General features: G+C 64.1%; 25 protein-coding genes. 12 read left to right on the forward strand and 13 right to left on the reverse strand.

Annotation, left to right across the window (positions count from 1 at the left end):
* The first annotated feature begins 24 nt into the window (after nucleotides 1-24).
* The 3 genes from DNK59_RS07785 to DNK59_RS07795 all read left to right on the forward strand — a co-directional run bounded on the left by DNK59_RS07785 (nucleotide 25) and on the right by DNK59_RS07795 (nucleotide 3019).
* The gene (locus tag DNK59_RS07785; RefSeq protein WP_110722821.1) at nucleotides 25-1074 is read left to right on the forward strand and encodes an NAD(P)-dependent alcohol dehydrogenase; all 1050 of its coding nucleotides are present in this window, start codon (nucleotides 25-27) and stop codon (nucleotides 1072-1074) included.
* An 89-nt stretch (nucleotides 1075-1163) separates the two neighbouring features.
* Nucleotides 1164-2360 (forward strand): MFS transporter, encoded by a 1197-nt coding sequence (locus DNK59_RS07790; protein ID WP_092314173.1) that lies wholly within the window; start codon nucleotides 1164-1166, stop codon nucleotides 2358-2360.
* Between the two features lie 275 nt (nucleotides 2361-2635).
* The gene (locus DNK59_RS07795; RefSeq protein ID WP_110722980.1) at nucleotides 2636-3019 is read left to right on the forward strand and encodes a cytochrome c; all 384 of its coding nucleotides are present in this window, start codon (nucleotides 2636-2638) and stop codon (nucleotides 3017-3019) included.
* Between the two features lie 65 nt (nucleotides 3020-3084).
* Here the strand turns inward: DNK59_RS07795 and DNK59_RS07800 are convergent, their stop codons facing one another.
* Together DNK59_RS07800 and DNK59_RS07805 are read right to left on the reverse strand one after the other, a co-directional pair.
* Nucleotides 3085-3294 carry a hypothetical protein gene (locus DNK59_RS07800; protein ID WP_016967305.1) on the reverse strand — a complete coding sequence of 70 codons (210 nt, stop codon included), beginning with the start codon at nucleotides 3292-3294 and terminating at the stop codon, nucleotides 3085-3087.
* Nucleotides 3295-3424: 130 nt separating this feature from the next.
* A complete protein-coding gene (locus tag DNK59_RS07805) occupies nucleotides 3425-4360 on the reverse strand; it encodes a hypothetical protein (RefSeq protein WP_110722822.1) in 936 nt (311 codons plus the stop codon).
* Nucleotides 4361-4539: 179 nt separating this feature from the next.
* Between DNK59_RS07805 and DNK59_RS07810 the strand changes: the two genes are divergently transcribed.
* The 4 genes from DNK59_RS07810 to DNK59_RS07820 all read left to right on the forward strand — a co-directional run bounded on the left by DNK59_RS07810 (nucleotide 4540) and on the right by DNK59_RS07820 (nucleotide 6576).
* Nucleotides 4540-5139: an N-acetyltransferase gene (locus tag DNK59_RS07810; protein WP_110722823.1), complete on the forward strand. Its 600-nt coding sequence runs from the start codon at nucleotides 4540-4542 to the stop codon at nucleotides 5137-5139.
* Nucleotides 5140-5335: 196 nt separating this feature from the next.
* The gene (locus tag DNK59_RS07815; RefSeq protein WP_110722824.1) at nucleotides 5336-5728 is read left to right on the forward strand and encodes an MliC family protein; all 393 of its coding nucleotides are present in this window, start codon (nucleotides 5336-5338) and stop codon (nucleotides 5726-5728) included.
* A gap of 224 nt (nucleotides 5729-5952) precedes the next feature.
* Nucleotides 5953-6111, forward strand: coding sequence for a hypothetical protein (locus DNK59_RS31905; RefSeq protein ID WP_167365658.1), 159 nt, complete (start codon nucleotides 5953-5955; stop codon nucleotides 6109-6111).
* Between the two features lie 144 nt (nucleotides 6112-6255).
* Nucleotides 6256-6576 (forward strand): YbjQ family protein, encoded by a 321-nt coding sequence (locus tag DNK59_RS07820; RefSeq protein ID WP_092314184.1) that lies wholly within the window; start codon nucleotides 6256-6258, stop codon nucleotides 6574-6576.
* 110 nt (nucleotides 6577-6686) lie between these two features.
* Here the strand turns inward: DNK59_RS07820 and DNK59_RS07825 are convergent, their stop codons facing one another.
* The 5 genes from DNK59_RS07825 to DNK59_RS07845 all read right to left on the reverse strand — a co-directional run bounded on the left by DNK59_RS07825 (nucleotide 6687) and on the right by DNK59_RS07845 (nucleotide 12266).
* Nucleotides 6687-8327: an ATP-binding cassette domain-containing protein gene (locus tag DNK59_RS07825; RefSeq protein WP_110722825.1), complete on the reverse strand. Its 1641-nt coding sequence runs from the start codon at nucleotides 8325-8327 to the stop codon at nucleotides 6687-6689.
* Nucleotides 8328-8494: 167 nt separating this feature from the next.
* Nucleotides 8495-9577, reverse strand: a complete 1083-nt coding sequence (gene modC, locus DNK59_RS07830; RefSeq protein WP_110722826.1) for a molybdenum ABC transporter ATP-binding protein — start codon at nucleotides 9575-9577, stop codon at nucleotides 8495-8497.
* Nucleotides 9578-9580: 3 nt separating this feature from the next.
* Nucleotides 9581-10261 carry a molybdate ABC transporter permease subunit gene (gene modB, locus DNK59_RS07835; RefSeq protein ID WP_092314190.1) on the reverse strand — a complete coding sequence of 227 codons (681 nt, stop codon included), beginning with the start codon at nucleotides 10259-10261 and terminating at the stop codon, nucleotides 9581-9583.
* Nucleotides 10262-11029, reverse strand: a complete 768-nt coding sequence (gene modA, locus DNK59_RS07840) for a molybdate ABC transporter substrate-binding protein (protein ID WP_110722827.1) — start codon at nucleotides 11027-11029, stop codon at nucleotides 10262-10264.
* Nucleotides 11030-11201: 172 nt separating this feature from the next.
* Nucleotides 11202-12266: a nitronate monooxygenase family protein gene (locus tag DNK59_RS07845; protein WP_092314194.1), complete on the reverse strand. Its 1065-nt coding sequence runs from the start codon at nucleotides 12264-12266 to the stop codon at nucleotides 11202-11204.
* Nucleotides 12267-12481: 215 nt separating this feature from the next.
* On the opposite strand from DNK59_RS07845, the gene DNK59_RS07850 reads away from it, so the two are divergent.
* Nucleotides 12482-12970 carry a GyrI-like domain-containing protein gene (locus DNK59_RS07850; protein WP_110722828.1) on the forward strand — a complete coding sequence of 163 codons (489 nt, stop codon included), beginning with the start codon at nucleotides 12482-12484 and terminating at the stop codon, nucleotides 12968-12970.
* Here DNK59_RS07850 and ada read toward each other — a convergent pair.
* The 5 genes from ada to DNK59_RS07870 all read right to left on the reverse strand — a co-directional run bounded on the left by ada (nucleotide 12934) and on the right by DNK59_RS07870 (nucleotide 16083).
* Nucleotides 12934-14007, reverse strand: a complete 1074-nt coding sequence (ada, locus tag DNK59_RS07855; RefSeq protein WP_092314198.1) for a bifunctional DNA-binding transcriptional regulator/O6-methylguanine-DNA methyltransferase Ada — start codon at nucleotides 14005-14007, stop codon at nucleotides 12934-12936. The genes DNK59_RS07850 and ada overlap by 37 nt on opposite strands.
* Nucleotides 14008-14092: 85 nt before the next feature.
* Nucleotides 14093-14773 (reverse strand): DNA oxidative demethylase AlkB, encoded by a 681-nt coding sequence (gene alkB, locus DNK59_RS07860; protein ID WP_110722829.1) that lies wholly within the window; start codon nucleotides 14771-14773, stop codon nucleotides 14093-14095.
* Entirely contained in the window at nucleotides 14763-15479 is a 717-nt protein-coding gene (locus DNK59_RS07865; RefSeq protein ID WP_110722830.1) for a 2OG-Fe(II) oxygenase, read from the reverse strand. The genes alkB and DNK59_RS07865 overlap by 11 nt, the downstream gene beginning before the upstream one ends.
* Before the next feature lie 98 nt (nucleotides 15480-15577).
* Nucleotides 15578-15748: a hypothetical protein gene (locus DNK59_RS31910; RefSeq protein ID WP_092314204.1), complete on the reverse strand. Its 171-nt coding sequence runs from the start codon at nucleotides 15746-15748 to the stop codon at nucleotides 15578-15580.
* 32 nt (nucleotides 15749-15780) lie between these two features.
* Nucleotides 15781-16083 carry a DUF1883 domain-containing protein gene (locus DNK59_RS07870; RefSeq protein WP_016964155.1) on the reverse strand — a complete coding sequence of 101 codons (303 nt, stop codon included), beginning with the start codon at nucleotides 16081-16083 and terminating at the stop codon, nucleotides 15781-15783.
* A gap of 211 nt (nucleotides 16084-16294) precedes the next feature.
* Here DNK59_RS07870 and DNK59_RS07875 point away from each other — a divergent pair, with 211 nt between their 5' ends.
* The 4 genes from DNK59_RS07875 to DNK59_RS07890 all read left to right on the forward strand — a co-directional run bounded on the left by DNK59_RS07875 (nucleotide 16295) and on the right by DNK59_RS07890 (nucleotide 18734).
* Nucleotides 16295-16645: a hypothetical protein gene (locus DNK59_RS07875; protein WP_110722831.1), complete on the forward strand. Its 351-nt coding sequence runs from the start codon at nucleotides 16295-16297 to the stop codon at nucleotides 16643-16645.
* 221 nt (nucleotides 16646-16866) lie between these two features.
* Nucleotides 16867-17517 (forward strand): cytochrome c, encoded by a 651-nt coding sequence (locus DNK59_RS07880; protein WP_110722832.1) that lies wholly within the window; start codon nucleotides 16867-16869, stop codon nucleotides 17515-17517.
* A gap of 65 nt (nucleotides 17518-17582) precedes the next feature.
* Complete coding sequence (locus tag DNK59_RS07885) at nucleotides 17583-18434, forward strand: c-type cytochrome (protein WP_371920270.1); 852 nt, start codon at nucleotides 17583-17585, stop codon at nucleotides 18432-18434.
* Between the two features lie 69 nt (nucleotides 18435-18503).
* Complete coding sequence (locus tag DNK59_RS07890) at nucleotides 18504-18734, forward strand: hypothetical protein (protein WP_092314212.1); 231 nt, start codon at nucleotides 18504-18506, stop codon at nucleotides 18732-18734.
* 14 nt (nucleotides 18735-18748) lie between these two features.
* Here the strand turns inward: DNK59_RS07890 and DNK59_RS07895 are convergent, their stop codons facing one another.
* Nucleotides 18749-19030 carry a hypothetical protein gene (locus DNK59_RS07895; RefSeq protein WP_016964160.1) on the reverse strand — a complete coding sequence of 94 codons (282 nt, stop codon included), beginning with the start codon at nucleotides 19028-19030 and terminating at the stop codon, nucleotides 18749-18751.
* Nucleotides 19031-19352: the final 322 nt, after the last annotated feature.

A 19352-nucleotide genomic window follows, 5' to 3' on the forward strand; every position in this document is an offset into this window, starting at 1 on the left:
TCGACCTGTCAAAGGAGAGCCTCTATGCAAGTCTTCGCTTATGGCGCCCATGCGGGCGACAAACCGCTTGAACCGCTGCGCATCACCCGTCGCGATCCCGGCCCGGACGATGTGCTGATCGAGATTGCCTATTGCGGCATCTGCCACTCCGACCTGCACCAGGTGCGCGGCGAGTGGGCGGGGACCCACTTTCCTTGCGTGCCCGGCCACGAGATCGTCGGCCGGGTCGCCGCGGTAGGTCACAAGGTCACCGGCTTCGCCCCGGGTGACCGGGTGGGGGTGGGCTGCATTGTCGACAGCTGCAAGCATTGCCAGGAGTGCGCCGAAGGCCTTGAGAACTATTGCGACGGGATGATTGGCACCTACAACTTTGCCACGCCCGATGCGCCGGGCTGGACACTTGGTGGCTACTCCCAGGCGATCGTCGTGCATCAGCGCTATGTGCTGCGTATTCGTCACCCCGAGGCGCAGTTGGCGGCCGTTGCGCCGCTGCTGTGCGCCGGCATCACCACCTGGTCGCCGCTGCGTCACTGGCAGGCTGGGCCCGGGAAGAAAGTCGGCGTGGTGGGCATCGGCGGCCTGGGCCACATGGGCATCAAGCTGGCACATGCCTTGGGCGCGCAGGTGGTGGCTTTCACCACGTCCGAATCCAAGCGCGAGGCGGCCACAAGCCTCGGCGCCGATGACGTGGTGATCTCAAGCGATGCCGGGCAAATGGCCGCGCACCTGCAAAGCTTCGACCTGATCATCAACACCGTTGCCGCGCCCCACGACCTGGATGCCCTGCTGGTGCTGCTCAAGCGCGATGGCGTGATGACCCTGGTGGGCGCGCCGGCCTCGCCGCACCCGGCGCCCAACGTGTTCAACCTGATCATGAAGCGCCGCACCCTGGCCGGATCGATGATCGGCGGCATTGCGCAAACTCAGGAGATGCTCGATTTCTGCGCCGAGCACGGCATCGTTTCGGACATCGAGCTGATAGCCGTGCAGCACATCGATCAGGCCTACGAGCGGATGCTCCGGGGCGACGTCAAATACCGTTTCGTGATCGACAACGCGACGCTGGCGCAGTGAAAGACGACGCTGCCGGGCCGGGATCGACCTCGGCCGCCAGCGTTTTTGCCCGCAACGCCCACCCGCTTTTAGTTGCACAGGTAGAGTCAATGACCTTTCGTTCCACAGAAAAAACCGGCTGGAGCGCAGTGCTGGCCATGTCCTTGGCCGCATTCGCCCTGGTCGCTTCAGAGTTCATGCCCGTCAGCCTGCTGACCCCCATCGCGACCGACCTGCACATCAGTGAAGGCCAGGCCGGGCAGGGCATTTCCGTGTCCGGGGCCTTTGCCTTGGTCACCAGCCTGGTGATTGCGGCGATTGCCGCTCGGGTCGAGCGCAAGACGCTGCTGCTGTGCCTGACTTTGCTGATGATGGTGTCGGGCACGCTGGTCGCGCTTGCGCCGGGCTACCTCTGGTTCATGTTCGGGCGTGCCTTGATCGGTATCGCCATTGGCGGTTTCTGGTCACTGTCGGCGGCCACCGCCATGCGCCTGGTGCGGCCTGATCAGGTTTCCCGGGCGCTGGCCATGGTCAACGGGGGCAACGCCCTGGCCACGGTCATTGCCGCCCCGGCGGGCAGCTTCCTGGGCTCGCTGATAGGCTGGCGTGGCGCATTCTTCTGTGTGGTGCCTGTCGCGACGCTCGCCGCCCTGTGGCTGCTGATCAGCCTTCCGTCCTTCAAGATCGAGCGCCGGGCCGCGAGCGGCAATCCCTTGCGGCTGATGAAGCAGTTGCCGGTCGCCCTGGGAATGCTCGCCGTCAGCGTGTTCTTCATGGGGCAGTTCATGCTGTTCACTTACCTGCGTCCATTTCTCGAGGTGGTCACCGGCGTCAGCGTTTCCACCCTGTCCTTCATGCTGCTGGGGCTGGGAGTGGCCGGTTTCATCGGCACCTGCGTGATCGAGAGATTCATGGGCAATGGTCTTTACCGCACGCTGACGCTCATACCTCTGAGCATGGCGGTCATAGCGCTGGCCCTGGTGAACTTCGGTAGCTCGCCGCTGCTGACCGCCGTACTGCTCGGGGCATGGGGACTGGTCGCCACGGCCGCTCCCGTTGGCTGGTGGACCTGGCTTGCGCAAACCCTGCCCGATGATGCCGAAGCCGGAGGCGGCTTGCTGGTGGCCATCGTGCAACTGGCTATCGCCGGCGGGGCGATCATCGGTGGGCTGGCCTTTGATCTGCGCGGCTATCAAGCCACGTTCGAGCTAAGCGCGGTGGTGCTGGTCGCCGCTTCGCTGCTCGCTTGGCTTGCAGGTCGCAGCGCCACGCACATGAGTCTGGTCGAGGCGAACGCCAGGGTCTGACGAGATGGGCAGAGGCTCGGGGCCTGGTCGCATGAAGCAGTGCCGGCTGACAACGGTCTTTGGGCGAGGTCAGCGTGGTACGCATAGATCCGGGGTCGTTCACGAATTGCCCTGGAAGATCGTTGCAAGCCAGGTTGTGTCGAAAGAGAATGGCCGACTTTCAATCGGCGGCACCAGCCCTAGCTCGGTGAAATCCATGAGTTGATTTGATGTGCCCGGAGCGCCGCCGTTTGCCCTCGATACAGCGCTGCTTTATTCAACAAGGCCATATGGAAATGAATCTGAAAATACTGGGTATCGCCTCACTCGGGTTGTGGTCGCTCATGCAAGCCCCGCTGTCGGTAGCGGAGAACGCCAATGGTAAGAATCTCTACCTGCAGCGATGCGCCGTGTGTCACGGCGCGGACATCAAGGGCACGGGGCCGTTGGCGCATAAAAGCAACCCGCCGACACCGGACCTGACCACCACCGCGTTCAAGAAACGCCTCGGTGATTATCCGGGGGTGATTGTCTCTTCAGTGATCCTGCGCCCCAATGGCGACTTGATCCCCAGAACCTTGCGCGAGAACGGTGTAAAGATCGCGCCGCACCCTTGGAGCGTTAAGGATTTTCGCGACTTGAACCAGTACATGAGCGAGGTCATCGCCAGAAGTCGGTGATGTTGCAGGGGCAGCGACACCGCTGGCCGCCCAAGGTTGATCAGGACAGTGGCGCCCATCACGCCTCAATGCAGCGTGACAATCCTGCGGCTCTCTCCAATCCTGATCCGATCCAGTGCCCGGTTTAACCCGTCCAGGGCATTGATCAGGGCCTGGGCTTCCGCTTCCCGGCCATCTCCCCACAGGCGCTCGGCCATCTTGTTGAGGGCCTGTATGGAGCGTTCGATATCCGCAGCAGTCACTGTGTTGCTCTCTGCCGGCTGTTTCTTGGTCATTCGATCGGTCTTCCACGGCGCTTGAGAATCAGCGCGAAGGCTACCACGCTCTTGATGGCGCAAGAGCACGAGCGCACGCGCTGCTGGATCAACTGAGCGCCCATTTGTCGCTTGCCGTTCCAGGGCGGTTTCAGCGTTGTCCCGGATCCGGCTGCACCAGATGCCGCCAGGGAAATACGGGCCGGGCAAAATTCGTTACGTAGCCGCCGCCAGTGGCTTGGATCACCATGAACTGCAAGGCAGGGCGCAGCCGTTGCAGGCTCTCGAGCTGTTCCAGGCTTAGGCAGGTATTGCGCAGGCGCAGCACCCTCAAAGGGTCGCAGGCAGCACTGGCGAATAGTTTTTCATAGTGGGCGAAAGAAGTGACGGACTGGTCCGTGCGCTGATCTGCCCAGTTGTTCTGCAGCTCGGTGGATTCGGTGAAGTCCAGGTTGCTCAGCCCCGGCAGATTGTCCGAGCCGGCCAGGTTGGCAATGAAATGCTGGGTGTCCCAATGGCCGCCAATGCGCAAGTGGCCAAGGTGCGGCAGTTGGACCTGAAAGAAGCTCGAATCGGGGGCGTTGGGCAGGGTCAACTCGCTGAGGTGCGGCGCTTTGGCGACAAAGCGGGCGATTTCTCCTGCTTCCTCCATCAGCATGCCGGCTTTCTGGATCAGCGAGACATTGTGGTCCTGGGGCTCACTGGGGCGAATCGCTAGCGACCTGAGGATGGGAAAGCTCACGTCGCTGTCCAACAAGGGCGTGAACTCCCATTCGCGGGTGCCATTCGCCCCTTGGTCCGGGCCGGAAAAGGCCAGGGAACTGAGGGTGTCGGCCACGGCCTGGTCGGCGAGGCATTCCAGGGTCCAGGCAAAGGGCTCTTCCCACAGCTCGCCATGAAACTCCAGATGCAGGCCGCCGCGTATCGGCGCCAGGGCCAGGTAGTTGTAGTCGCGGACCCACAGTGGCCCCGTCAGGTCCTCGGGGTTGTCGTCGCGCTCGATTGCCTGGTCCCGGGTGAAGTCATGGATGCGTTGCTGCAGGGCCAACAGGCGCTGGTAGCCCGGCGAAGACAGAGGTGAGGACATGCTTGCAATCCGTTGCTGGGTGGGGCGCCCATGATAAGTCCTGGGGCCTGCCCGAGTCTTGGCCAGGCACCGTGCGCTATACATTTTTTCAACAAATTGACCATGTCGCCGGTTGCGCAGGGAGCGCTAGGATCGCCCCTTCATGCACGGGTCTGGTGGCCCTTTCGGAGCGTTACCCCATGCAACAAGGACCATTGCCTCATTCATCCACTGGACTGCTGGTCAGGGAGATCAGCCTGTTGGATGTCGAGCGGTTGCAGGCGTTCTTCGTTGAGAATCCGGACTACTTCCACATTGTTCACGGCTGTGCGCCGCAGCCGGACGAAGCCCGCGATGAAATCGATGACTGCTTGCCAGAGGGCTGGTCCTTCACTCGCAAGTGGAAGATCGGTTACTTCGACGGGACAGGTGCGCTGGTGGCCATGGTCAGTATCGTCAGTGATCTGCTGGCGCCCGGGGTTTGGCACATTGGCCTGTTCATGCTGGCCGGTTCGCTGCAGGGCCGGGGCATTGCCCGGCAGTTGCATTGCGAGCTTGAAGACTGGGCGGTCGGTCTGGGCGCGCGCTGGCTGCGCCTGAGCGTGGTGTTCGATAACGTCCGGGCCGAGGGCTTCTGGAGAGCCTGCGGCTATGTTGAGGCTCGTACCCGGGACGGCATCGAGCTAGGCCGGCTGCGGCACCGGGTGCGCATCATGATCAAGCCGCTGTCCTCGGATTCTCTTGAGGACTACCTGACCCTGATGCCCCGCGATCGGGTCGAGCCCCCGGTGTCAGTCTGAGAAAAAAGATTGGCAGTAGCGCGCTGCGTGCCGGGTGGGGCGGGGCGTCCGAATCCGGGGGAGCGAGCGTCCGTCCAGCACCTGGGCCAGCGCTGTGCTGGAACGCTCGGCAGCCCGGGGCGAAGCCTTTCGGGCATGAACTAAAATCGCTGTCACCAGTCCCATGGGGCATCTTTGACCATCCGGGGGAACTACCTTGAAAACTCGTCTTGCAATGCTCTGCGCCGTGGCTTTGGCTTCGGGCCTGCCGCTTCTGGCCGAGGCTGCCCAGGCTCAGTCACCCGCCCCTGAGCCGAGCTATCAGAGCCAGGTGGCGCGCTATCAGTGCGAGGGCAATGTCCGCATCGAGGCGGCCTATCTGAATATCGACAATGGCAGCTCGTTCGCCACGCTCCACTACAAGGACCAATTGATTCCCATGCACATTGCCCGTTCGGGTTCCGGGGCGTTGTATATCGCCGATGACGAGCAGAACAGCTTTCGCTGGCATACCAAGGGCAAGCAGGGCGTCTTGTCGTTCCTTGAGGCCGACCACACTGCCGAGGAAGAGACACTGCTCAAGGACTGCCAGGAGATCGACCCGCAGTGAGCCCCGGCCGGCGCTGCCTGCAGGCAAAAAAAAGCCCGCGGGAGAGGGCGGGCGAACGTAGTTGCTTGAATGAGCGAAGGGACTATACACAGACGCGATCGGCCCTTGGGTGAAGGAAGTTTCATCTTGACCGGTGGTCGTCCCGTCGACGAAACCGGGCGGTCGCCGGATCTGTTCTAACCTGATCAGGGCAGTGAAACATCCCTTCAGGAAGAGAGGTGGGCATGACAACACCAGAGCAACGCCCTTGCGAGCATGAACGCAGCGATGACGCGCAGCAGCACGAAGTCGAACACCGCGAGCCGCCACCGCAGACCTGGAAGCATCCGGACGACGGCAAGAGCCTCTCCGAGCTGGATGAAGAACGTCCCTTGAAACCCTAAGCCCAGGCCCCGCCAAAGAGCGGGGCTTTTTGTGCCGGGCGGTCAACGGCACATGGCCGGCAGCGAGTCTCTGCGCTCTGCTACCATCGCCGGCTTTGCCGTTCCGTGATCTCGGGACGGGCTGTTCGCTCAAGGGAGAAGTGCATGATCGTCACCACCACCGCCCATATCGAGGGCCGGGAAATTGCCGGTTATCTGGATATCGTCAGCGCCGAATCGGTGCAGGGCATCAACGTGGTCCGCGACCTGTTCGCCGGGATGCGCGACTTTTTCGGTGGCCGTTCCCAGACGCTGGAACGGGCCCTGAGAGAGGCGCGGATCCAGGCCACCGATGAAATCAAGGAGCGCGCCCGCAAGCTCGATGCCGACGCAGTGGTCGGCCTGGATTTCGAGATCAGCATGCCTTCGGGGCGCGGCGGCATGGTGGTGGTGTTTGCCACCGGGACTGCAGTCAGGCTCAAGTGACACCCCGCACGCTACCAAGTGGAATCCGGCGTCAACCCCGACAGCTGCGGTAAGCGCCCGCAGGCCGGCGCCCGGGCCGAGGGAGGACCGCGCTTGCGGGCCGTGTTGCTTCACGGCCGGCACTCGCGCAGCTGCCAGCCGCGGGCTGACCATTGCCACTCATGGGTCGGTGCCAGGGCCTGGAGAAAGGCCTCATCGTGGGAAGCCACCAGCAGCGCGCCGGGAAAGTCCCGCAGCGCTTGTTCGAAGGCTTGTACCGATTCCAGGTCCAGGTGGTTGGTGGGTTCGTCGAGCAGCAACAGCTGCGCCGGACTACCGGCCCACAACGCCAGTGCCAGGGCGGCCTTCAGGCGTTCGCCGCCGCTGAGCAAGGCGCAGGGTTGCTGGACCCGACGGGCGTCGAGTTGCAGGCGCGCCAGCCGGGTGCGCAGGGTGCTTTCCTCCAGGGTTGAGGCACCGCCATGCAGCTGCTCCAGCAGCGAGCGCCCGGCGGCCAATTGCAGCAGGTGCTGATCCAGGTAGGCGCTGGCCACCGCCACCCGGCAGTGGCCACTGAGCGGTTGCAGGTGCCCGGCCAGCATCTTCAGCAAAGTGGATTTGCCGCAACCGTTGGGGCCCACCAGGGCAATCCGCGCCGGACCGCTGAGGTTGCCGGTGAGATAGGTCGCCGGCGAGCCGCTGTCCAGCCAGGGCAGTTGCGCCCGCTGCAGGTTGAACAGCGCCTGGCCGGGCGCCAGGCGAGTCTCTGGCAGGGTGAGCAGGGTCGGTTGCTCCGGGGCGACCCGAGCGTAGGCATCGCGAACCTGTTGATCGAGGGCGCTTTTGTGTTCCTGATGCTGGTGCCGCACCTGGCCCATGATGTCCCTGGCGCCGCCGAGCAGGCTGGCCCGTTCCATGCTGGAGACGTTGGCGGTCTTGGCCTGCTTGCGTGAAACCGCGGCGTGGCGCTGGATGCTGTCATGCTCGCGCTGCAGGCGCTTGAGTTCGCGGCTGCGTTGGCTGCGGGCCTGTTCCAGGGTTGCCTGGGCTGCACCTTCAAGGGCCTGGCGCTGGGCCTGGAACAGAGCGTAATTGCCGCCGTAGACCCGAGCGCCCATAGGGCCAAGCTCGACGATGCGCTGCACCTGCATCAGCAACTGGCGGTCATGGCTGACCAGGATCAGCCCGCCGCGCCAGCGCCGCAGCTGCTCCATCAGCCAGCAGCGACCGGCCCGGTCCAGATGGTTGCTCGGCTCATCGAGCAGCAGCAATGGCGCGTCGCCAAGCAGAGCGCCGATCAGCGCCACCCGGGCCAGTTGCCCGCCGCTCAGGGTGGCCGCCGGGTCCTCGGGTTGCAGCCAGGCTAGGCCGGCCTGATCCAGGGCCTGACGCAGCCGCTCGGCCAGGTCCCAGCGGCCATCGACCTGTTGCCAATCCTCCGCGGTCGCGGTGCCGGCCGCCAGGCGTTGCAGGGCGTGCAGGGCTTCGGCCAGCCCGGTGACCTGGGCCACCGTCTGCTGCGGTGCCGGCTGTGGGTCCTGGGGCACGTAGGCAAGACGGGCAGTGCGCTGGATGCTGCCCGAAGAGGGTTGCAGTTCCCCGGCAATCAGGCGCAGCAGCAGGGATTTGCCCGCGCCATTGCGCCCGACGATGGCCGTGGGCAGGCCATCGAAACTCAGGTTCAGGGCATCGAACAGGGTGTCGCCATTGGCGAATTGATAGGTCAGGCGGTTCAGTGAAACCAGCGCAGGCAGCCGTTTGACGTGAGTCATCAGCACCTCCGGAAAATGTGGCAACAGACCAACGAGCGCGGTTGAAGGGCTCGTCGCGGATACATTTTGGAAGGCTTAGTTGTTCACGTCGGCAATCGTCCTGGGACGGCAAGGAAGGCGCGCAGCCTAACGCCGGACCCAGGGCCCTGGCAAGGGCGGTGATGGACTCAAGCCAGAACCGCCACCGCCTTGATCTGGGCCCAGAGCTGCTGGCCGGGGTGCAGGTCGAGCTGATCCCGGGAGTAACGGGTGATGCGCGCCAGCAGCGGGGTGCCCGCCGCGTCCAGGCGCACCAGGACGTGGGCGGCGTTGTCCGCCGGGATTTCTTCGCACACGGTCACCGGCAGGCGGTTGAGGATGCTGCTGCGTTCGCTGGCCTGCAGGCTCAGGCTGACGTCTCGGGCCTGGACCTTGAAGCGCAGGGCCTTGCCCAGGGCCAGCGGACCGTGGGCCACGCGGACCTGCAATCGGCTGTCGGGCAGTTGCAGGGTCAGCAATTGGTAGCTCGGGTCGTAGTGGCTGACCCGGCCCTCGACCACCACGCCGGCATCGTCACCCAGGGCCAGGGGCAGATCCAGGCGCGCCAGGGTCTGGCCGATGGGGCCGCTGGCCAGGGCGCGGCCATCGCTGAACAGCACGATGTGGTCCGCCAGGCGTGCCACTTCGTCCTGGGAATGACTGACATAGAGCACCGGGATATCCAGTTCGTCGTGCAGGCGCTCCAGGTAAGGCAGGATTTCGCCCTTGCGTCTGGAGTCCAGGGCCGCCAGGGGCTCGTCCATCAGCAGCAGGCGCGGACTGCTGAGCAAGGCCCGGGCGATGCCGATGCGCTGGCGTTCGCCGCCCGAAAGGTGCTGCGGATGGCGCTGCAGCAAGTGGCCGATACCCAGCAGTGCGGTGGCTTGGGCCATGTCCACCCGGCGCTGCGCCTTGGGAATGCGGCGCAGGCCGAACTCCAGGTTGGCCTGGACCGACAGATGGGCAAACAGGCTGGCCTCCTGGAACACATAACCCAGGGAACGCTTGTGCGGCGGGACGAACAGCCGTTGCCGGCTGTCCTGCCAGACCTCGTCGTTGATCTGGATGCGGCCGCGCCCGGCCTTTTCCAGGCCGGCGATGCAGCGCAGGCAGGTGGTCTTGCCGGATCCGGAGTGCCCGTACAGCGCGGTGACCCCGCGGCCTGGCAACTGCAGGTCCAGATCCAGGTCGAAGTCCTGGTAGTCCAGGTGCAGCTTGATGTGCAGGCTCATGGCTCAGCTCCAGCCGGCTTTGGTCTTGCGGCTGGAATACAACGCCAGCAGCACCAGAAACGAGAACACCAGCATGGCTCCGGCCAGCCAGTGGGCTTGGGCATACTCCATGGCTTCGACGTGGTCGTAGATCTGCACCGAGACCACCCGGGTCTTGTCGGGAATGTTGCCGCCGATCATCAGCACCACGCCGAACTCGCCGACGGTGTGGGCAAAGCCGAGGATCGAGGCGGTGATGAAGCCCGGCCGCGCCAGGGGCAGGATCACCGTGAAAAAACTGTCCCAGGGGCCGGCGCGCAAGGTGGCGGCGACCTCCAGCGGGCGACTGCCGATGGCGGAAAAGGCGTTCTGCAGCGGTTGTACGACGAAGGGCATGGAATAGATCACCGAGCCCAGCACCAGGCCGCTGAAGCTGAAGGTCAGGGTGCCCAAGCCCAGGGATTGGGTGAGCTGGCCGAAAAAGCCGTTGGGCCCGAGGGCCAGCAGCAGGTAGAAACCGATCACCGTGGGTGGCAGCACCAGGGGCAGGGCCACCACGGCACCGACCGGCCCGCGCAACCAGGAACGGGTGCGCGACAGCCACAGGGCAATCGGAGTGCCGACCACCAGCAGGATCAGCGTGGTCAGGGACGCCAGTTTCAGGGTCAGCCAGATGGCGGAAAAATCGGCACTCGACAGGCTCATTTACAGTTGATAACCGTAGGACTGGATGATGGCGGCGGCTTTCGGACCCTTGAGGTAGTCGACCAGCGCCTGGGCGGCCGGGTTGTCCTTGCCCTTGTTGAGGATCACCGCGTCCTGCTTGATCGGGTCATGCATCTGGGCAGGCACTATCCAGGCCGAGCCGCTGCTGACTTTGCCGTCCTTGTAGATCTGTGACAAGGCGACAAAACCCAGTTCGGCGTTGCCGGTGGAGACGAACTGGTAGGCCTGGGTGATGTTCTGGCCTTCGACAAGCTTGTCCTTGACCTGGTCGCTCAGGCCCAGCTTGGCCAGGACCTGGGTCGCGGCCAGGCCATATGGCGCGGCCTTGGGATTGGCGATGGACAGGTGCTGGTACTGGTTGTCCTTGAGGACCTGGCCCTTGCTGTCGACATATCCCTGCTTGGCCGACCACAGGGCTAGGGTGCCGATGGCATAGGTGAAGCGCGAGCCCTTGACGGTATCGCCTTCGCTTTCGAGCTTCTGCGGGGCGCTGTCGTCGGCCGAGAGAAAGACTTCGAAGGGCGCGCCATTCTTGATCTGGGTATAGAACTGCCCGGTGGCCCCGTAGGCGGCCACCAGTTTGTGGCCGGTGTCCTTTTCGAAGTCGGCGGCTATGGCCTGGATCGGCGCGGTGAAGTTGGCGGCTACCGCCACCTGGACTTCGGCGGCTTGGGCCGTGCCCAAAGCGAAGACGGCGAGCAGGGCGGCAAGGCCGGTCGGGGCAAAACCTGAGGCGCGAAGGTTCATCAAACAGCTCCAGTGGGGGGAAGGAAGAATGGGCGCGAGCGGCGATTGCAGGGCCCGTGCAGGCAGGCGAGGTCAAGCGCTGTATAGCGGAATATATAGCGAATCGCCGGCAAGCGGAACTGTGAATCGGCCCCCATGCGCAGGGCCGCGACCGAAGTCGCGGCCCTGTTCCTCAGCGTCTGCGCAACTGGGCTAGCGTCTGTTCGGCCAGGCGCAAGGTCAGCTCGTAGGACGGTAGCTCCACCCCCAGGCGCAGGGCCTGGCCGGACCAGAGGTTGGCAAAGTCCGCCTCGTCCTTGGCCCTGAGCGGCATCAAGGCGCCTCCGGCCCGGGGGAAGGCCGGTGCCAGCGGGCTCATGGGGCCGATTTCACGCATTACCCGGTTGACGATGCCCCGGGCCGGGCGGCCGGTGAACAGGTTGGTCAACGCGGTCTGGCTCTCCTTGGCGTGGCGCAGCGCGTGATGGTGGGCGGCGCTGACCTTGGCCTCCGGGGTGAACAGGTAGGCCGTGCCCAGCTGCGCTGCCGAGGCGCCCAGTGCCAGCGCCGCGACGATGCCCCGGGCATCGCCGATGCCGCCCGTGGCAATGACCGGCAGTTGCACCGCGTCGACGATCTGCGGCACCAGGGCCATGGTGCCGACCTGGGTGTTCAGATCGTCGCTGAGGAACATGGCCCGATGGCCGCCGGCTTCGTAGCCCATGGCGATGATCGCGTCGCAGCCGCGGGCTTCCAGCCAGAGCGCTTCATCGACGGTGCTGGCGGAGGACAGAATCCTGGCCCCGGTGGCTTTGACCCGATCCAGCAGGGCCGGGTCCGGCAGGCCGAAGTGAAAACTCACCACCTCGGGTCGCAGTTCTTCGACCAGTTGGCAACTGGTTTCATCGAAGGGCGCGCGGTTGCTGACCGGCGTCGGGGCGTCGAAGTCCGCCCCCAGCTCCTGGTAGTAGGGCTTCAGGGTTTCTTTCCAGCGGGCTTCGCGTTCGACATCGACGGCGGGCATCTGGTGGCAGAAGAAGTTCAGGTTCAGCGGATTGCGGGTGGCCGCACGGATGGCCTGGACTTCCAGGCGAATCTGTTCGGGGCCGAGCATGGCGCAGGGCAGGGAGCCCAGGGCGCCAGCCCGGCAGACCCCGATCACCATGGCAGCACCGGTGACCCCTGCCAGTGGCCCTTGAATGATGGGGAGGTCGATACCCAGCAGGTCTAACAGGCGGCGATCAGTCCATTGGCTCATTTGCAAGAATTCTCCGTCGGCGGGATTGGACAATGAGGCTCATGGTTTTTAGCAGGAGAACCCGACCCGAGGCCAGCCGACTTTTTCAGCAGAGGCTCAATATCGGGTACTGGCAATGGATGCAGCGGCCACTGCCGACGGCTGTCGGTGGCGCCGATCCGACGCTAGACTGCGGCGGATATTTTTCCTCACCGCCCCATAAAGGAATGCTGACCATGGATGTAAAACTGCGCGAAGTACGGCCCTTTCGCGTTGCAGGCCTGCAAGCACGGACCCGCAACGCGGCGGAGCAACAGGCGGACAGCGCCCGGATCGGGCCGATGTGGCAACGTTTTTATGTCGAAGACCTGTTCAACAAGATTGCCTTGCGGCAACCGGACTCGTTCGTCTACGGGGTCTATTCCAACTACGAGTCCGATGCCTCTGGGGCGTTCGACGTGATGGCCGGAGTGGCGGTGAGTGATGCCAGCGCCGACTACCCCAGCGTGCAGATCCAGGGCGGTGACTACCTGGTGTTCAGCGCCCAGGGCGCGATGCCCGATTGCGTGATCCAGGCCTGGGGCCTGATCTGGGCCTACTTCCAGGACAATCCTGAGGTCCGTCGCGCCTTCGCCACGGATTTCGAGGTCTATACCAGCCCCGACTCGGTGGCCATCTACATCGGGATTCAGGACTCGGGCAGCGCTTCGCGCTCCAGCAACTGACGCTTGCGCTCCACTCCCCAGCGGTAGCCGGAAAGGCTGCCGTCGCTGCGCACCACCCGGTGGCAGGGGATGGCCACCGCCAGGCAGTTGGCTGCACAGGCCTGGGCCACCGCTCGCATGGACTTGGGCGCGCCGATGCGCTGGGCGATCTCGGCGTAGCTGGCGGTGCTGCCGGCGGGAATGCTCTGCAGGGCCTGCCACACCCGTTCCTGGAACGCGGTGCCGCGCAGGTCCAGGGGCAGGTCCAGGCCAATCGCCGGCGCTTCGATAAAGCCTACCACCCGGGCCACCAGACGCTCGAAATCCGCGTCGGCCCCCAACAGATTGGCCCGAGGAAACTTGTCTTGCAGTTGCTCCAGCAACTGGTTGGGGTCGTCCCCCAGGAGGATGGCGCATACCCCGCGCTCGCTCCGGGCCACCAGGATCGCCCCCAGGGAGCACTGGCCCACGGCAAAGCGGATATCGGTGTTGGGGCCGCCGGCGCGGTAATCGCTGGGTTTCATGCCCAGCAATTGGTCGGCGGCCTCATAGAAGCGGCTGTTGGAATTGAAACCGGCGTCGTACAAGGCGTCGGTTACCGAGTGGCCGTTCTCCAGGTGGTGGCGGACTTTGCGTGAGCGTTGCGCGCTGGCATAGCCCCGCGGCGTGAGTCCGGTGGCGGCCTTGAACACCCGGTGGAAGTGGTAGCTGCTCATGCCCGCGTGCCGCGCCAGTTGCTCCAGGCTGGGGGCCGATTCGGCGCGCTCGATCTGTCGACAGGCTTCGGCCACCATCGCCGCGTGGTGAGCGGCGACCTGGGTCTGGTCGCTGGCCTGGCGTTTGCTCGGCCGATAGCCTGCGGCTTCGGCTTGTTCGGCGCTGTCGAAGAACTCGACGTTTTCCGCTTTCGGCCGTCGCGACAGGCTGCTGGGGCGGCAGTACACGCCTGTGGTGCGCACGGCGTAGACGAAGCTCGCATCGGCGCTGGCGTCGCGCTTGAGCACGGCCTGCCAGCGTGGGTCCTGTTCGATGCGCTGTTTGCGCGATGGGGCATTCATGATCGGTCCTCGGCCGGAAGTGGCGGCCAGATTAACCCCCTGGGGCTTGTCCGGCACTCCGCGGCTTGCGCTTGAATTCCCGCTTTCAACCGGCATGGCGAAAGGTCAGGTTGATCCGCTGTCGGCCAAGCTCCGGGTGAGTGCCGTCCTTGAGCGGCAGCACTCCGTGATAGCGCAGGCGATCGACACCGCCCCAGACCACCACGTCGGCATGGAGCAGAGGCACCCGCTGGCTCTTGTCGCTGCGCTGCTGGCCGCCGAACAGGAAGATCGCCGGCAGCCCCAGGGACAGGGAAACAATGGGCGCGTTGAAGTCGCGTTCGTTCCTGTCCTGGTGCAGGGACATTTTCGCGCCGGGGCGGTAGCAGTTGATCAGGCAGGAGTCGGGATTGAAGTCGTGGAAGCCGGCGGCTTGTGCCGCGTGCTCGGCCAGTTGCCGGAACACCTCGGGCATTGCCGGCCAGGGCCGCAGGCTTTGCGGGTCGATGGCGCTGTAACGGTAGCCGCTGCGGTCGGTGGTCCAGCCCAGCGCGCCGCAGCTGCTCAAACCGACGGACATGGTATGGCCGCCCGGCGTCATCATCTGGCGAAAGGGCGCTGCTGCCAGCACTTCGTCGAGCCTGGGCAGCAGGCGTTCGATCCAGGGCAGGGCAAAGCCGCGCAAGACCCGGGCCTGGGCCCCCAGCACCTCGGTACGTGCCGGCTGCAGCAGGTCGCTTTCGGCAAAGAGCCCGAGATTGGCAGGGGCGTCAGGGTTACAAGGCATCGTGAAAGATCACTCCAAGGGTGTGGCGCTGGCCGCTGTGCACGCGGCTGACCCCGTGGCGCAGGGTCACCCGATAATGCCCGCGCGCACCTTTTACCGGCCGATGATGCACGGCAAAAACCAGCCCATCACCTTGCTTCAGACCAATGACCTGTGGCCGGGATTGCATGCGCGGGCGCTGCTCGGTGAGCACCAGTTCGCCGCCGCTGAAGTCGGTTCCGGGTCGGGACAGCATGAACACCGCCTGCAAGGGAAACACCTGCTCGCCATACAGATCCTGGTGCAGGCAGTTGTAGTCCTCGGGACCGTATTGCAGCAACAGTGGCGTGGGGCGCAACTGGCCAGCGGCGTGACAGCGCTGGATGAATGCCGAATGTTCTGCCGGGTAGCGGACGTCGAGGTTCATGTTCTGGTTCCAGCGGTTGGCCTGCTCCACCAGATGGGGATAGAGCTGCTGGCGCAGTTGCGCCACCGGTTCGGGCAGCGGATAGCGAAAATACTGGTACTGACCGCGGCCGAAACCATGGCGGGCCATCAGCACTTTCGAACGGAACAGTTCGGGCTGCGGATACAGGTCGCAGAGGGCCTGGCATTGCTGGGCCGTCAACAGGCCTTCGAGGCGGGCGCAGCCGTCCTGGTCCAGGGCCTGCGCGATGCGGGCCCAGTCCAGTTGCTGCAGACGCTGGTGAAGCGAGGAAGCGGGCATGGCACGAGTGTTCCTGGGCCGGAAAGATACCGGGCAGTCTGGGGCTCGGTCGGCCAGTGCACACTCCGCTGCTTGCGCTCGAATCCGGGGTGGGGGAATTACAGGGCCTTGCTGACGCTGACGTCGCTGATTACGTCGCCGGACTGACCATGCAGGGCTTCGAGGGCGGCCCGGGCCTCTTCCTGGGTGCCGTTTTGCAACTGGGCGAATTCGAAGCGGCGCTCACCGTTGAGCTTGTATTTGATGACGTACTTGGTGGTCTGAGACACGGGATTACCTGTTGGCGCAGAAGGGCTGTGGCTTAACGCAGTTTCGAGCTGGAGCGGCGAATGATGCGGATCGAGTGGCTCAGGTTCGGCTTGCGGGTCACGCTGATCGGGCGCCGATTGACCGTGTCGATGGTGATATTCCAGAAGCCGGTGCTGGGTGCGGTGATTTTCGCCGGAAACTTGTCGAAAGCACCGCCGTGATAGGTGTGGCGGCCGCCATTCTTGAAACTGCGGAAGTTGGCGTCGCTCATCAGGCGAATGTTGCAGACCTGGGAGCATTCGATGACGACGATATCGTCTTCGTTCAGGTGCTCGCGCTGGTGGATGAATTTCATGGGCGCCTCCAGAAGGGCTATAGCTACAAAAAACCAAAACAGGTGCGTGGGCGATGGCGCAGTTTATCAGGCCCGACGGGGTATTATTCGGCCCCCGCGTCGGGGTTTGACAATTTAAAACAGTTATTTGGATTTTTATCGGCGATAAAGCCGTGCCTCCGGAGAAAAACAGCGCCGTTGCTGTCGGAGGGACATTTATTGGAGTTTTGCTATGAAACGCTGGGCGTGGATTGTGGTGTTGGCCATCAGTGGCTGTGCGACGGTTTCGGACATCAACCAGACGCCGCCGACCCTGAGCGTGATCTCCGGCAAGAAGCCCCAGGAGTACGTCCAGTGCCTGAGCGGCAAGCTCTCCGGCAGCCGCGGTGCGTTGCAGGTCGAGCCGCACAAGGGCGGGTATCGGGTGATCGTGCCCCAGAGCCTGTCGTCGGCTCCGGCGGCGGTGTTCTACATCGATGAACGCTCCGGGGGCAGCAGCATCAAGCTGCACGAACAGATGTCCAACAACCCCTTGCGTCCTCAGGACGTGCACAAGGCCGGGGAGGCCTGCATCTCCGGTTGAGCGTGCGGGCCCAGGCGTGTCCTGGCTTCTCTTTCTTCGCCGGTGCCGCAGGCGCTGGCCGGTTCAAGCCGCCCGGCAAGGCCGCGCCCGTGCGGTGCGACAGCGGCCTGCCTGCAGTGCACAGGCGCCTGTTTTGCATTGTCGCAGTGGATCTATTGCCCTACTATTTGTGTGCTTATGCCGGCTGGGTCTAAGCATATAGCTAGAATAATGGAGTACATATGATCCCACTGGATCGGATGCTGTTGAGCGGCCTGATGCTGCTGTTCATACAATCTGCCTCTGCCGTCGACGGCCAGAAGGTGTTCACCCAGGGTGGCGCCCAGCCAGGGGCGACGGCCTGTCTGGCTTGTCACGGTGCTGATGCAATGGGCCTGGCGCCTGCCGGCTTTCCGCGCCTGGCGGGGTTGCCGGCGGGCTACCTGGCCAAGCAGTTGCATGATTTTCGCAGTGGCGCCCGCAACAACCCGGTGATGCAGCCCCTGGCCAAGGCCTTGAGCGAAGAGGAAATCACCGCGGTCACCGCGACCCTGGCGGCGATGCCTGGACCACAGACCCTGCAGACCCACCGCAGCCAGAGCGCCAGCGGCGTTGGCGAGCGCCTGGCCCTGCGCGGTGCCTGGGAGCGTCAGGTGCCCGAGTGCGTCAGCTGTCACGGGCCGGGTGGTGTCGGTGTGGGCGTGGCATTTCCGCCGCTTGCCGGGCAGCCCGCCAGCTACCTGGTGGCTCAGTTGAACGCCTGGCGCGACGGCACTCGTCACAACGATCCCAATGACCTGATGGGGCATGTCGCCAAATCCCTGACTGGCGACGAGGTCACGGCGGTGGCGGACTACTTTGCGCAATTGAAAACCCAGGAGGCGCGGCCATGAAACTATTGATTGCCGGGCCGTTGCTGGCGTTGCTCGCCGCCCAGGTACAAGCCGCCGGCATTGCCATGGAAGATCAGTCGCAGATACCGGCACCAAGCGCTTCGCCCCGGGCCGAGTACTTCAGGCCGCCTGCCGAAAGCGAGTTGCCGGACAATGCCTACGGCAAGCTGGTGCGCGAGGGCCATGCGCTGTTTGTCGACACCAAGCGCCGCGCGCCGCAATACGTGGGCAATGGACTCAATTGCAGCAACTGCCACCTCGATCAGGGGCGCCTGGCCAACTCCGCGCCGCTGTGGGGCGCCTATCCGATGTACCCCGCCTACCGCAAGAAGAACGACAAGGTGAACACCTTCGCCGAACGCTTGCAGGGTTGTTTCCAGTTCAGCATGAACGGTGGTCAGCCGCCGGCGGCCGACAGTCCGGAGATAACCGCGCTATCGGTGTATGCCTACTGGCTGGCGAGCAAGGCGCCACTGGGTGTGGAACTGCCGGGGCGGGGGTATCCCGACGTGGCCCAGCCGGCCAAGGGGTATGACCTGAAGCAGGGCGCGGCGGTGTATCAGGCGCAATGCGCGGTCTGCCATGGCGAACAGGGGCAGGGACAGAAGGTCGGGGCCGATTACGTGATGCCGCCGCTGTGGGGCAAGGATTCCTACAACTGGGGGGCGGGGATGCACCGGATCAATACGGCGGCGTCCTTCATCAAGCACAACATGCCACTGGGCCAGGGTGGCAGCTTGAGCGATCAGCAGGCTTGGGACGTGGCAGCCTTCGTCAACAGCCATGAACGGCCTCAGGATCCGCGTCTGGTGGAGGGCTCGATCGAGAAGACTCGGGTCAAGTTTCACGCCAATGACGGGGTAAATTTGTACGGTCAGACCGTAGAGGGCGTGCTGATCGGCCAGGGCATCCGATAAACTAGCGCCTATCGTTACCGATGCCGCCAGGGCTCACGCCTTGGCGGCATCGTTTTTTTGGGAGAGAGCATGAAGCGGGAAGACGTCAGGGAAAAGCATGCAGAGGGCTCGATCTCTGCCACCCATGTGATCCAGAACCCGGCCAATTCCGGGGAGTGGATCGTGTTTTTCAAGAAAAGCGCCGGGCGCAGCTATTTTCTGGTGGATGACAGCGACGAGGTGGAGTCCTTTGCCCGCCTCGACGACTTGATCGAAACCATTCGTGGCCTGGGCATCAAGTTCGCTGAAATTCATATGTAGCGGGCATCTGTCCGCTACTTGCAGACCACCACCACGCTGCGGCTCTTGTAGTTGCCGACATCGACGCCCAGGGTCTTGTCGCTTTCCTTGGGGGCGGGGGTGCCATCGGTGCTGACGATCCGATAGCCGGTACCGGCGCAGGAAGCATCGGCTTTTTCATAGCAGCTGGCCCAGGAGCCGGCCTCTCCGGAGCAATCGATGCTCAGGCCCTGTTCGCCATTGGCCAGGTAAGTATTGGAGGCGGTGGCACATCCGGTCAGGGCCAGTACCGCGGTGACTGCGAGAAGTCTGTTCATGGGGATTTTGTCGTCTGCAGAAGAGGGAATCTTGGGGCTGTGCATCAGTGTCGCGATGCTATAGCCAATGGCCATTTCGGTACAGCGCATCCCCTTAGTCCATCGTCGCCGCTGAAAAGTGCCGCCACTCGATAGACGGGATATTCCGCGAACTGCTCAAGGGGGTGGCCGAAGGCTATTAACGGTGCCATCAGTCACGCCTGGCGGAGGCTCTGGGAGGGTATTGGGGGACGCTACGCTCGGATGTCCGCCCGGTGCCTGGGCTCGGCGTGCAGACGCCGGATTTCAAGGCCTGCGAGGGTATGGGGGGTAACCTTGAGCG

Origin of the sequence: Pseudomonas sp. TKO26, assembly GCF_003225665.1 — a bacterium.
GTDB lineage: Bacteria > Pseudomonadota > Gammaproteobacteria > Pseudomonadales > Pseudomonadaceae > Aquipseudomonas > Aquipseudomonas saponiphila.

What these genes read in the sequence shown, in the direction of transcription:
- DNK59_RS07870 (WP_016964155.1), bottom strand. Translation starts at nt 16,083, where the DNA reads ATGAAATTCATCCACCAGCGCGAGCACCTGAACGAAGACGATATCGTC.
- DNK59_RS07785 (WP_110722821.1), top strand. Translation starts at nt 25, where the DNA reads ATGCAAGTCTTCGCTTATGGCGCCCATGCGGGCGACAAACCGCTTGAA.
- ada (WP_092314198.1), bottom strand. Translation starts at nt 14,007, where the DNA reads ATGAATGCCCCATCGCGCAAACAGCGCATCGAACAGGACCCACGCTGG.
- DNK59_RS07875 (WP_110722831.1), top strand. Translation starts at nt 16,295, where the DNA reads ATGAAACGCTGGGCGTGGATTGTGGTGTTGGCCATCAGTGGCTGTGCG.
- DNK59_RS07890 (WP_092314212.1), top strand. Translation starts at nt 18,504, where the DNA reads ATGAAGCGGGAAGACGTCAGGGAAAAGCATGCAGAGGGCTCGATCTCT.
- DNK59_RS07825 (WP_110722825.1), bottom strand. Translation starts at nt 8,327, where the DNA reads ATGACTCACGTCAAACGGCTGCCTGCGCTGGTTTCACTGAACCGCCTG.
- DNK59_RS07800 (WP_016967305.1), bottom strand. Translation starts at nt 3,294, where the DNA reads ATGACCAAGAAACAGCCGGCAGAGAGCAACACAGTGACTGCTGCGGAT.
- DNK59_RS07865 (WP_110722830.1), bottom strand. Translation starts at nt 15,479, where the DNA reads ATGCCCGCTTCCTCGCTTCACCAGCGTCTGCAGCAACTGGACTGGGCC.
- DNK59_RS07790 (WP_092314173.1), top strand. Translation starts at nt 1,164, where the DNA reads ATGACCTTTCGTTCCACAGAAAAAACCGGCTGGAGCGCAGTGCTGGCC.
- DNK59_RS31905 (WP_167365658.1), top strand. Translation starts at nt 5,953, where the DNA reads ATGACAACACCAGAGCAACGCCCTTGCGAGCATGAACGCAGCGATGAC.
- DNK59_RS07885 (WP_371920270.1), top strand. Translation starts at nt 17,583, where the DNA reads ATGGAAGATCAGTCGCAGATACCGGCACCAAGCGCTTCGCCCCGGGCC.
- DNK59_RS07795 (WP_110722980.1), top strand. Translation starts at nt 2,636, where the DNA reads ATGAATCTGAAAATACTGGGTATCGCCTCACTCGGGTTGTGGTCGCTC.
- DNK59_RS07810 (WP_110722823.1), top strand. Translation starts at nt 4,540, where the DNA reads ATGCAACAAGGACCATTGCCTCATTCATCCACTGGACTGCTGGTCAGG.
- DNK59_RS07805 (WP_110722822.1), bottom strand. Translation starts at nt 4,360, where the DNA reads ATGTCCTCACCTCTGTCTTCGCCGGGCTACCAGCGCCTGTTGGCCCTG.
- DNK59_RS07820 (WP_092314184.1), top strand. Translation starts at nt 6,256, where the DNA reads ATGATCGTCACCACCACCGCCCATATCGAGGGCCGGGAAATTGCCGGT.
- modB (WP_092314190.1), bottom strand. Translation starts at nt 10,261, where the DNA reads ATGAGCCTGTCGAGTGCCGATTTTTCCGCCATCTGGCTGACCCTGAAA.
- DNK59_RS07845 (WP_092314194.1), bottom strand. Translation starts at nt 12,266, where the DNA reads ATGAGCCAATGGACTGATCGCCGCCTGTTAGACCTGCTGGGTATCGAC.
- modA (WP_110722827.1), bottom strand. Translation starts at nt 11,029, where the DNA reads ATGAACCTTCGCGCCTCAGGTTTTGCCCCGACCGGCCTTGCCGCCCTG.
- modC (WP_110722826.1), bottom strand. Translation starts at nt 9,577, where the DNA reads ATGAGCCTGCACATCAAGCTGCACCTGGACTACCAGGACTTCGACCTG.
- DNK59_RS07880 (WP_110722832.1), top strand. Translation starts at nt 16,867, where the DNA reads ATGATCCCACTGGATCGGATGCTGTTGAGCGGCCTGATGCTGCTGTTC.
- DNK59_RS07850 (WP_110722828.1), top strand. Translation starts at nt 12,482, where the DNA reads ATGGATGTAAAACTGCGCGAAGTACGGCCCTTTCGCGTTGCAGGCCTG.
- alkB (WP_110722829.1), bottom strand. Translation starts at nt 14,773, where the DNA reads ATGCCTTGTAACCCTGACGCCCCTGCCAATCTCGGGCTCTTTGCCGAA.
- DNK59_RS07895 (WP_016964160.1), bottom strand. Translation starts at nt 19,030, where the DNA reads ATGAACAGACTTCTCGCAGTCACCGCGGTACTGGCCCTGACCGGATGT.